Origin of the sequence: Corallococcus sp. 4LFB (genome assembly GCF_046520365.1) — a bacterium.
In the GTDB taxonomy this organism is placed as follows: domain Bacteria; phylum Myxococcota; class Myxococcia; order Myxococcales; family Myxococcaceae; genus Corallococcus; species Corallococcus caeni.
Genome location: NZ_JBKGHJ010000287.1, coordinates 1 through 11,057 on the forward strand (window position 1 = coordinate 1; position 11,057 = coordinate 11,057).

Annotated in this window: 6 protein-coding genes and 2 pseudogenes; 6 read left to right on the forward strand and 2 right to left on the reverse strand. The window is 72.7% G+C overall.

Translation table 11 applies throughout. The features are described from left to right. From ACLEQD_RS26655 to ACLEQD_RS26680, 6 genes and pseudogenes are all read left to right on the forward strand, one after another. A pseudogene (locus tag ACLEQD_RS26655) lies at positions 1-1,179 on the forward strand (hypothetical protein); the annotation flags it as partial. Positions 1,180-1,205: 26 nt separating this feature from the next. Beyond that, positions 1,206-2,147 (forward strand): ExeA family protein, encoded by a 942-nt coding sequence (locus ACLEQD_RS26660; RefSeq protein WP_410387774.1) that lies wholly within the window; start codon positions 1,206-1,208, stop codon positions 2,145-2,147. A 4-nt stretch (positions 2,148-2,151) separates the two neighbouring features. After that, complete coding sequence (locus ACLEQD_RS26665; RefSeq protein ID WP_410387775.1) at positions 2,152-3,045, forward strand: hypothetical protein; 894 nt, start codon at positions 2,152-2,154, stop codon at positions 3,043-3,045. Between the two features lie 1,915 nt (positions 3,046-4,960). Next, positions 4,961-6,076 (forward strand): translocation/assembly module TamB domain-containing protein, encoded by a 1,116-nt coding sequence (locus ACLEQD_RS26670; protein WP_410387779.1) that lies wholly within the window; start codon positions 4,961-4,963, stop codon positions 6,074-6,076. Between the two features lie 14 nt (positions 6,077-6,090). Further along, positions 6,091-9,156, forward strand: coding sequence for a POTRA domain-containing protein (locus tag ACLEQD_RS26675; protein ID WP_410387776.1), 3,066 nt, complete (start codon positions 6,091-6,093; stop codon positions 9,154-9,156). Between the two features lie 83 nt (positions 9,157-9,239). Further along, positions 9,240-9,716: a hypothetical protein gene (locus tag ACLEQD_RS26680; protein WP_410387777.1), complete on the forward strand. Its 477-nt coding sequence runs from the start codon at positions 9,240-9,242 to the stop codon at positions 9,714-9,716. A gap of 12 nt (positions 9,717-9,728) precedes the next feature. Here the strand turns inward: ACLEQD_RS26680 and ACLEQD_RS26685 are convergent, their stop codons facing one another. Together ACLEQD_RS26685 and ACLEQD_RS26690 are read right to left on the reverse strand one after the other, a co-directional pair. Next, complete coding sequence (locus tag ACLEQD_RS26685; protein ID WP_410387778.1) at positions 9,729-10,841, reverse strand: Ig domain-containing protein; 1,113 nt, start codon at positions 10,839-10,841, stop codon at positions 9,729-9,731. Beyond that, positions 10,838-11,057, reverse strand: a pseudogene (locus tag ACLEQD_RS26690) (hypothetical protein); the annotation flags it as partial. The gene ACLEQD_RS26685 and the pseudogene ACLEQD_RS26690, both read right to left, overlap by 4 nt.

Genomic DNA, 11,057 nt, shown 5'->3' on the forward strand with positions numbered 1-11,057 from the left:
CCCACGCGCGTGGGGCTCGCGCCCCTGGACGCGTCCGCGCTGGACGACGCCGGCCTGGAGGAAGGCTTCGCGGCGCCCGCGGAAGAGCCCGCGTACGCGGGGGGCATGTCGCTGGGCGACGAGGACGACGAGCCCACCGCCGCGCACATGGTGCTCGCGCAGGTGGAGGAGCTGTCCTACGACGAGCCCCAGGCCGAAGTGCTCGAGGACACGCCGGAGCCCGAACCGGAGCCCGAGGCCCTGGCGGAGGCGCCGGAGCCGGAGCCGGAAGCGGAGCCCGAGGAGGAGCCCGCCTCCGAGGAGTGCGACGAGGCGTCGTTCTTCCTGGACCAGGGCCTGCTGGAAGAGGCGCGCGAGATTCTGGAGACGGTGGCCATCGCGTTCCCGGGCCACGTGCGCGCCGGGGAGCTGATGGCGCGGCTGGAGGAGATGGAGGCCGGCGGTGGCGCGGCCCCCGGGGACGAGGCTCCTGCCGAGCCCCTCCACGTGCCCTCCGTGCAGCCGGTGACGGAGGCGTCGCTCGACGACGGCGCCGGGGGTGGCGACGCGTTCGACCTGGCGGCGCAGCTGGCCGGTGAGCTGGACGACCTGGGCGGCGAGTCGCTGGCGGCGGTGCCCCCGGCGGACGAGGACTTCCAGTACTCGGTGGACGAGGTCTTCGCCGAGTTCAAGAAGGGCCTGGCCAAGGTGGTGAAGCCCGAGGACGTGGACACGCACTACGACCTGGGCATCGCCTACAAGGAGATGGGCCTGCTGGACGACGCCGTCCATGAGTTCGACGTGGCCCGCCAGGGCTGCTTGGGCACCCAGCGCGAGCTGGACTGCCTGACGATGATTGGCATGCTGCACACGCTGCGCGGCAAGCCGGAAGAGTCCGTGCAGGTGTTCAAGGAAGGCCTTTCCAACGTGCTCGCGACGGGCGAGGTGGCCAAGGCGCTGGGCTTCGAGCTGGCGAGCGCCTACGACGCGCTCAACGAGCAGGGCAAGGCGCTCTTCCACTTCCAGCGCGTGGCCGCGATGGACGCGAAGTACCGCGACGTGGGGTCGCAGGTGACGCGGCTGTCCGCGGTGACCGCGCCCGAGGAGGACCCGCTGCCCCGCGCTGACAAGGGCCCCGCGACGCCGGCGCCGGTTCAAGCCGCGGGCGCGCCGAAGGCTCGTAAAGTAGGGTACGTGTAGCGCGTCCCCACGAGGCCCGGCGAGAGATGACGACCTACCTCGATTTCTTCGAACTCACCCAGGAGCCGTTCTCCAACGCTCCGGTGAGCCGCTTCTATTACAACTCCGCGCAGCACTCGCAGGCCCTCACCCGGCTGATGCACGCCGTGGGCTACATGAAGGGCCTGTCCATCCTCGTGGGCGACATCGGCGCGGGCAAGACGACGCTCGCCCGGCGCATGCTCGACTCGCTTCCGGAGTCCGAGTACGAGGCCGCGCTGCTCGTCATCATCCACTCGGGCATCACCGCCCAGTGGCTCTTGCGCCGCATCGCGCTCCAGCTGGGGGTGGAGAACCCCGCGCAGGAGAAGCTGGCGCTCCTGTCGCAGCTCTACCAGCGCCTGCTCCAAATCTACGAGTCCGGCAAGAAGGCCGTCGTCCTCATCGACGAGGCGCAGATGCTGGAGACGCGGGAGATCATGGAGGAGTTCCGGGGGCTGCTGAACCTGGAAGTGCCGGAGCGCAAGCTCATCTCCTTCGTCTTCTTCGGCCTGCCGGAGATCGAGAAGAACCTGAAGCTGGACCCGCCGCTCGCCCAGCGCGTGGCGCTCCGCTACAAGCTGGAGCCCTTCACGGCGGAGTCCACCGAGGCGTACGTGAAGCACCGGCTGCGGCTGGCCGGCTGCCCGCGCATGCCCTTCACGCCGGAGGCGCTGCTCGCCGTGCACGAGCACTCCGGCGGCACCCCGCGCGTCATCAACACCCTGTGCGACAACGCCCTCTTCGAGGCGTTCCTGGCGCGCTCGGAGACCATCAGCGCGGAGCTGGTGCACCGCATCGGGACGAACCTGGGACTCCAGGGCGGCTCGGCTGCTGCCCAGGCAGGCGAGCGGGCGAGCGCTCCCGCCTCGTCGCTGCCCCGGACGGCGAACACGAAAATCGACCTGGCGGAGATCGACCGCTACCTCGAGGGACTCGGTAAGCTCTAGCGGCTTGTCCCTCCCCAGCCGCAACAGTGCTGCGCGCAAGGCGCTCTTGTGGGTGCTCCTCGTGGTGTCGGGGAGCATCCTGCTGCTGCGTCAGCCGTTCACCTGGGACGCCGCCTGCACCGTGGCGCGCAGGCACCTGCCGGACCTGCTGGGCGTGGACGTGGGCATCGGCCGGTGCGAGCTGGATCCGCTGGGCTCGCGCGTGGTGCTGCACGGCGTGTCGGTGTTCGCGCGCGGCACGGACACGCCGCTGTTCGCAGCCGACGAGGCGGAGGTGGCGCTGGGCTTCCTGTCGCCCCTGTCGCGCCGCCTCATGCTGGGCCAGGTGCGCGTGCGCCATCCGCGCGTGGCGTTGGATTTGTCCCGGCCCTCGGCCAGCCCGCCTTCTCCCGACGGCACGTGCCCGCTCACGCCGCTGACGCGCGTGGGCGTGGGGCGCCTGGACATCACCGGCGCGGAGGTGCGCCTCGCGCTGCCGGACGGGCGCGGCGTGGAGGTGGAGAACCTGGACGTGGGGTGGGTGGAGCACTGGGGCGTGATGGAGCTGGAGGTCGCCGCGCGGCGCGGCCTGGTGCGCCTGGGCGCGGGCGGCGGACGAGCTGACGCTGGCCAGCTGGGCTTCACCGGCGCGCTGGACCCGACGAGGGCTGCTGGACGTGGAGCGCGCGAGGTGACGCTCGACGACCATCACCGCCACGGTGTCCGGCCGCGTGGAGACGCTGTGCCACCCGGTGCTCGCGCTGGACGCGCAGGTGTTCCTGCCGCTGCGCACGCTGTCGCAGGCGAAGCTGCTGCCGCGTCCGGCCACCGGGCACCTGTGGACGCGCCTGTCCGTCACCGGGAGGCCGTCCGCGCTCGCGGTGGGCGCGGACCTGTCCGCGAGCAACCTGGCCTATGAGCAGTACGGCCCGGTGAGCCTCAACGCGCGCCTGTCGTACGCGGGGGACCGCGTGCGCGTGGAGTCACTGGAGGCGCCGCTGGGGAGCGGCAAGGTGAAGCTGTCGGGCGCGCTCCAGCTCACGCCGGAGCTGCCGGTGGACGTGACGCTCCAGACGGAGGACGCGTCGTTCGGGCGCATCCTGGAGCGCGCGGGCGTGGCGGGCTCCTGGGTGGACTTCCCCGCGACGGCGACCGCGCACCTCACCGGGACGCTCTTGCCCCGGCCGTCGCTGTCCGGCCCGTTGGACCTGCGCACGGGACACTTCACGCTGGCCACGCGCGCGTTCGACGCGCCGCCGAGCGCCGGCAAGACGCTGCTCACCTTCGAGCGGGGCCGCGCGCAGACGGCCGTGAAGCTGACGGGCGACCGCGTGTCCTTCACCCGCCTCACGGTGGAGTCCGGCCGCTCGCGCGTGCACGGCGACGTGACGCTCTACTTCGACACCACGCGCGGCCTGGACATCCAGGGCAACGGCGAGCTTGAGCTGTCGGACTTCGGCCACATCGCGGAGCTGCCGTGGTCCGGGAGGGGCTCCGCGAACTACTCCATCGTGGGGCCGTACTCGGACGTGAAGGTGGACGCGAGCCTGTCCCTGCGCGACTTCACCTTCTGGGGCTTCGGCCTGGGCGTGACGCAGGCGAAGCTCTCGTATTCCGACGGGCTGCTGTCGTTCCCGTCGCTCACCGGCCAGAAGGGGCGCACGCAGTACTTCGGCAAGGCGGCGCTCACCTTCGCGCGCCTGCTGCACCTGCGCCTGGACGTCACGGTGCCGCAGGGGCGCACCGAGGACCTGGTGGACCTGGTGGCGGGCCTGAGTCCGTCCATCGCGGTGATTCAAGGCCAGTTCGCCGGCGCGGCCTCCGGACGCGTCGAAATCGACAGCCCGCTGGAGAAGCTGGAGGGGCTGGTGGCCTTCGACCTGCGCGACACCACGTACCTGGGGCGCCGGCTGGGCGCGGGCTCCGCGCGGCTGCGCTTCGTGGACGGCAAGGCGATGGTGCTGGAGCGCACCGTGCTGGACGGCCGGCTGGGACGCACCTGGGTGGAGGGCTCCTTCGGCTTCGCGGGGGGCGCGCTGGACTACCGCTTCGGCGGCGAGAACCTGTCGCTGGCGGAGACCGTGGGCCCGGAGACCGCGGAGGAGATGGGCATCCAGGGCACGCTCGCTCTCGCGGGCAGCGTGGCGGGCACGGCGGACAGGCCGGACATCCAGGCCACGCTGAAGGGGCCGCGCATCACCTTCGCGTCGCGCGACCTGGGGGCCATGGACCTGTCGCTGCACCAGGAGGGCAAGCAGCTGCGCATCACCGGGCGCCCCTTCCGCGACGCGCAGGGCTCCCTGTCCATGACGGTGAAGGAGCCCTACCTCTTCGACTCCACCGTCGACCTGCTGCTGCCCGAAATCAAGCCGCTGCTGCCCCAGGTGCCGGCGCTCGCGGGCGTCACCGGCATGCTCGCGGGCCGCGTGACGCTGCAGGGCCCGCTGTTGCAGCCGGAGGGCTACCAGGTGGCGGCCACGGTGCGGGAGCTGTCGCTGGCGCGGGGCGACCTGCGCGGGCGCAACCAGGGCCCCCTGGTGCTGACGTACGGCAACGGGCGGCTGGACGTGCAGCCCTTCCGCTTCAGCGGCGCGTCGGTGGACGTCACGCTGGGCGGCTGGATGAGCAAGCGCGCCATGACCATGAGCCTGCGCGAGGGGCGCATGGACGTGCGCCTCCTGGAGCCGCTGCTGCCGGGCATGGAGCGCGTGGGCGGCCAGCTGCGCGTGGACGCGGAGGCGACGGGCTCCCTGGACGCGCCGTCGGTGGTGGGCACCGCGGAGCTGTCCGACGTGCGGCTGTCCATGCGCGACCTGCCGCTCACCGTGCGCGGCATGTCCGGCCGGCTGGAGCTGACGGGCCAGCGCGTGCTGCTGGAGCACCTGCAGGCCCAGGTCAACGAGGGCCAGGTGTCCGCGCGCGGCGACATCCGGCTGGAGCGCTTCGTGCCCAAGCGGCTGGCGCTGACGCTGCAACTGGACGCCGTGCCGTACCGGATGACGGAGGACCTGCCGCTCACCGTGTCCGGCCTGTTGCAGGTGGTGGGGCCGCCCACGGGGCCCACCGTCACGGGCGGGCTGGACATCGTCAAGCTGCGCTACCAGAAGCCGCTCGACATCGAATCGCTGCTCAAGACGATGCAGAAGAAGCCGCAGCTCGCGGTGGGCGGCGGGGGCGAGCGCGCGAGGGACCCCTTCTTCACCTGGGACGTCAACGTGCACTTCGGCGACGTGCGCGTGGACAACAACCTGGCGAAGGCCCGCCTGCTGGGCGACGTGCGGCTCACCGGCACGGACGTGAAGCCGGGGCTCCTGGGCCGCGTGGAGGCCGCGGAGGGCAGCCAGGCGTTCTTCCGCAACAACCTCTTCACCATCGAGCAGGGGCAGCTGGAGTTCCGCGACGCGTCCGGCATCGACCCGGTGTTCGAGGTGCAGGCGCAGACGTCCGTGCGCGAGTTCGTGGTGAAGCTGCACGCCTTCGGCCGGCCGGCCAACCCGCTGGTGGTGCTTTCGTCGGAGCCGGTGCTCACGGAGGGTGACATCCTGTCGCTGCTGACACTGGGGGTGACGAGCGCGGACAAGGACACGGCCGCGTCGGCGAGCTACGGTCTGGCGGCGGAGGCCCTCTTCAACGTGTCGGGACTGGACCGGCAGGTGCGCCGGTTCCTGCCCAGCAACCCCGTCCTCAGGGACCTGTCCCTGCAAATCTCCACCACCTACAACGACGCCACCCGGCAAGCGGAGCCCACCGCACAACTGGAGTCGAAGTTCCTGTCCGAGCAGCTTAAAATCGGGATGACCCAGCCCGTGAGTGGGCGAGGTACCCGGGCACGCGCTGAGTACCGCTTCGACGACCGTCTTTCCGCACAGGCCCAGTGGGACAACGAGAACAGCCAGGCGTCGTTCGGAAACCTCGGGCTCGAGCTGAAGCTGGGCTGGGAGGTCGAGTAGCCGCGCTGACCGCGGTGCTGCTCCTCGTGTGCGCGCTGCCCGCCTTCGCGGCGCCCGCGGGCCACGACGACGAAGCGCCGGCCGTGGTCGCCGTGGAGCTGCACCTGCCGGAGGGCATGGCCCCGGACGGGCTGTCGGGGCTCGTCACGCTCCGCAAGGGCCAGGCGCTGACGCCCGGCGCGGTGCGCAGGTCGGTGGAGCGGCTGTTCGCCACGGGGCGCTTCGCGGACGTGGTGGCGCTCACCCAGGACGTGCCGGGCGGGGTGCGGCTGGTGTTCCAGCTCCTGCCGCTGCCGCTGCTGTCGCACGTGGCGGTGCGGGGCAACCACGTCCTCACGTCCGGGGAGCTGCTGGACGCGAGCGGGCTGCTCCAGGGCGGGCCCCTGGACCCGGAGGAGCTGGACACCGCGGCGGACTCCGTGCGCGAGGCCTACCAGCGCAAGGGCTACGACGCCGTCGACATCCAGGTGGAGGAGCGGCCGGTGCCCGCGGGCGGCGTCGCGGTGACGCTGGTGGTGGAGGAGGGCAAGCCCACGCGCGTGCGGCAGGTGACCTTCTCCGGCAGCCCCGCGCTGCCGCTGCCGCGCCTGGTGGACGCGCTGGGGATGAAGCCCGGCCAGGTGTTCGACCGGGCGAAGCTGGACGGCGGGCTGGAGCGGCTGCGGGCGCTCCTGCGTGAGGGCCAGCACTGGCGGGCCTGGGTGGGCACGCCCACCGTCGTCGTGGAGGACAGCGAGGCGTCCGTGGCGGTGCCGGTGGCGGCGGGCCCCGCGTTCCACCTGCGCTTCACGGGCAACCGCCGCTTCCCCAGCTCGCTGCTGGCGCGAGTGGTGGCCTACGACGGCGAGGAGGCGATGGACGAGGCCGTGGCGGCGCGGCTCGCGCGGCGGCTGGAGGCGTTCTACCGGCGGCGCGGCTTCCACGACGCGCGCGTGCGGCCGCGGGAGTTCCTCCGGCCGGACGGGGATGCGGCGGTGCTGGGCTTCCAGGTGGACGAGGGCGCCCCGCTGCGCGTGACGGACGTGCGCTTCCACGGCAACGCGGCGCGTGTCGGAGCTGCTGCGCGCCATGCTCACCAACCAGGTGGCGGCACAGGAGACGTGGCCGGAGCTGGACCTGCCCATGCGCGAGGACCCGCTGGAGACCGAAGGGCGCGCGCGGCACCAGGACGCGAGCGGGGTGTCGCCGCCGGACCCCTCCACGGTCTACGTGGAGGAGGCGTGGCTGGAGGCCGCGGACGCCATGACGACGACCTACCGCGAGCAGGGCTTCGCGTCCGCGCAGGTGACCTTCCGCGGCCTCACGGTGGACGCGGTCCACCACACGGCGGAGGCGGACTTCGACGTGGAGGAGGGCCCCAGGCGCTGATCCGCGCGCCCATCTTCCTGGGCATGCCGCTGGAGGTGGACCCCGTCTGGGTGACGCTGCTCCTGCCCGCGGGGACGCCGCTGAGCTTCGAGAAGGTGGACCAGGCGCAGGCCGCGCTGGAGCGGGGGCTGGGCCGCGAGGGCTACCTCTTCGCGCGCGTGAGCAACTCCGTGTCCGTGGAGGAGGGCGGCACCTCCGCGCAGGTGACCTACCGCACGGACCCGGGGCCCCGCGTGCGCGTGGGGCAGGTGCTGCTCCAGGGGCTGACGCGCTCGGATCCGGACGTGGTGCTGGCGCAGCTGGACCTGAAGCCCGGACAGCCGCTGTCGGTGGAGGCGCTGGCGGAGGCGCAGCGCCGGCTGTCGCGGCTGGGGCTGTTCCGTCAGGCGGAGGTGTCGCTGGCGGACCCCAACCGCCGTGAGGCCTCCAAGGACGTGCTGGTGACGGTGCAGGAGCGCCCGCGCATCGACGGCGAGGTGTCCGGCGGCTACTTCCTGGTGGACGGTCCGCGCATCACGCTGGATACCGCATGGCGCAACCTGGACGGCCGGGGACTGAACCTGCTGGCGCGCGGCAAGGTGAACTACGCGGGCGCGAGCGCGGAGGCGCTGTCGTCGTCGCGGCTGCCGGCCGGGTGCTCCACCGGGGAGCTGTCCGGCGAGGCGTGTCAGTCCGACCTGGACGGCTTCAGCGGCCTGGGCGGGCGCGGCAACCTGGCGCTGTCCCAGCCCCGGCTGTCCTTCCTGGCGCCGCAGGAGATTGGCGCGCGGTTGGACCTGATTGGCGAGCGCGTGCACCGGCCGTCGTACCTGTCCACGCGGTTCGCGGCGGTGCTGGGCGCGGACTGGGCGCTGGCGTCGTGGGTGAACGTGTCGCTCCAGTACGAACTGGAGAACAACCGGCTGCGCTCGCGCGCGGGCGTGCTGGAGCTGGTCAACCGCGCGGACCAGGAGCGCCTGCGCTACCCGTACGGCGACTTCGCGCTGCACTCGCTGCGCCCGTCCATGACGCTGGACTTCCGCGACGACCCGGCGAACCCGCGCCGGGGCATGGTGCTCAGCAGCAGCGTGGAGTTCATGCGCGGCATCAGCGTCCACCCCACGGACGTCGCGGGCAGCCGCGTGCCGGAGTTCCCCATCGACGGCGTGAAGCTGTCCGGCAGCGTGAGCGCGTACGCGCCGCTGGGCCGCCGCGCGAGCGTGGCGGTGAGCGCGCGCGCGGGCACCATCGTCCCGCTGACGCAGGGGGCGCAGAACATCGGGTCCAAGCTGTTCTACCTGGGCGGCTCCTCCAGCCTCCGGGGCTTCCGCGAGGACGGCGTGCTGCCGCAGGACGTGCGCGAGGTGCTGCACCAGCGGCTGGCCGCGTGCCGCGCGGTCATCACGCCCGCGGGCTGCCCGGACGACCTGAAGGCGGTGCTCTCCGGCCAGGTGCCCGCGAGCCAGGGCGGCGAGCTCTTCACGCTGGCCAAGGCGGAGCTGCGCGTGCCGGCCGTCGCGGCGGTGGACCTGGGGCTGTTCTTCGAGGCGGGCAACCTGTGGCAGGACCGCACGCTGTTCGACCCGGGCGTGCTGCGCTACGCGGCGGGCGTGGGCCTGCGCTACGTGACGCCCGTGGGCCCGCTGGCCTTCGACGTGGGCTTCAACCTGGACCGCGACGAAGCGCTCAACGAGGCGCCCACGCAGTTCCACTTCAGCATCGGGACGTTCTGACCGGAGGCCTTCGCTTGCGACCCGACCGTGCGCGCCGCCCTGGAAGGGCTTGGAGACTGGCTTGGAGCCTGGCCCTGCTGGGCGTGTTCGCGCTCGCGTGTCAGCACGGGCCGGACGCCGCCGCGAAGGCGCCGCGGCCCGCGTGGATGCCGCCGGAGGGGAGCTGTCCTCGCGGCGCGCAGCTCCAGATGGAGCGGCTGGGGCTGAAGGTGGGGGACCGCATCCCCGTCATCGTGGACAGCATCCAGGACCACCCGGGGCCGGCCCGGTACAACTACAGCTTCGTCATCGCGCTGCCGCAGGCGGAAGGGGAGGCGAAGCTGCCGGGGGCGCGCATCGGCGGGCGGCTCTACGTGACGAAGCACCGCGTGTTCGGCCGGTACGACCGCATCTTCACCCCGGAGAGCGGCGCCACGTCGGTGCCCTTCTGCGGCGTGCTGCTGGACTCGCGCTGGGACCGGGACGGCGAGGGCCTCATCGCGTACCCCAGCCCGATGAAGGGCTTCTCCGTGGTGCAGGACAACACGGGCGTCATCCAGGTGGTGGACCGCTACCCGTGAGGCCCGGACGCTTCAGTCGACGTGCAGGGAGTAGGACCGCGAGTCGTTGGCCAGCAGGTCCACGGCGCTGAGCTGGAAGGTGAAGTCGCTCCCGCTCGTGGGCTTGCCGTAGAGGATGCCCTCCTTCGTGTCCAGGAGGATGCCCGGCGGCAGGGCTCCGTCCTTCACGCTCCAGTTGAACGAGCCGGTGCCGCCGGTCGTCCGGAGGGTGTAGCTGTAGTCGGAGCCCACGCGCCCGGTGGGCACCGCGCGCGACAGCAGCTTGACGTTGCCGGTGGCGTTCGTGAGGGTGATGGAGAGCGTGCCGGTGACGGACTGGGGCGGCGTGTCGCTGTCCGTCACGACCACCGTGAACGCCGTCATCCCGGCCTGCGTCGTGGTGCCGGTGATGACGCCGTTCGCCGCGAGCGTCAGCCCCGCCGGCAGCGACTGCTCCGGTGCGAGGGCGAAGGTGTAGGGGGCCTTGCCTCCGGTGGCGGAGATGCGCTCGGTATAGGCGCGATTGCTGGGGGCGTCCGCGAGCGGCTCTGGACCCGCGACCCGCAGCAGCGGCCGGGCGCGCAGGGTCAGGCTGCCGCTGGCGCGCTTCGCCGGGGTGCTCCAGTCGGTCACCTCCACCGGGAGGACCAGGTCCCCCGCGCGCGTGGGCGTGCCGGTGACGCGGCCCTCGGTGTCGAGCGTGATGCCCGCGGGCAGCTGGCCGGTGGCGTTGAACGTGTACGGCGGCGTGCCGCCCCGGGCCTGGAGCTGCGCCGAGTAGGCGACGGCCTCGATGGCCTCCGGCAGGGTGGACTCCAGCGAGAGCGCGGAGGGGCCCGCGTCGTTGCTGCCCGCGTCCACTTCGCCCGCGTCCGCCGCGCCGGCATCCTCGGTGCCCGCATCCCCGTCCGTGCCCGCATCCCCCTTCGTGCCCGCGTCCACCTCGTCCACGGGGTCTGGCCCGTCACAGGGCCCGCCTTCACCGCAGGCCGGCAGACAGCGGTTCTCCGAAGCGAGGCACGACGTGCCGGAAGGGCAGCCCCCGGCCGCGTCGCACGCGGCGAAGCGCGACAGGTCCGGCGCGAAGGTGCACGCCCCCAGCGTGAGGACGAAGGCGCCCGTCAGCGCGGCGAGCCACTGCTTCATGGCAGCTCCCAGATGAAGGACACCGCGCCCCCGAGGCCCAGCAGCGCGCCCACGCCCAGCAGCACGTTGGACGTGCGCGCCTGCCGCCGGCCCGCGTCCAGCCGCGACGCGAAGCAGTCCGTGAAGGACGCTCCGGCCGTGGCGCACTCGCCGCCGTTGCGCGACACCTTCGACTCCGTGCTTCGCGCCGCCAGCCCGAAGCCCACGCCCGCGATG

Bases quoted from the DNA above. Each gene is read 5' to 3' on its own strand.
- ACLEQD_RS26670 (WP_410387779.1), top strand. From the start codon at position 4,961: ATGTCCGGCCGGCTGGAGCTGACGGGCCAGCGCGTGCTGCTGGAGCAC.
- ACLEQD_RS26660 (WP_410387774.1), top strand. From the start codon at position 1,206: ATGACGACCTACCTCGATTTCTTCGAACTCACCCAGGAGCCGTTCTCC.
- ACLEQD_RS26685 (WP_410387778.1), bottom strand. From the start codon at position 10,841: ATGAAGCAGTGGCTCGCCGCGCTGACGGGCGCCTTCGTCCTCACGCTG.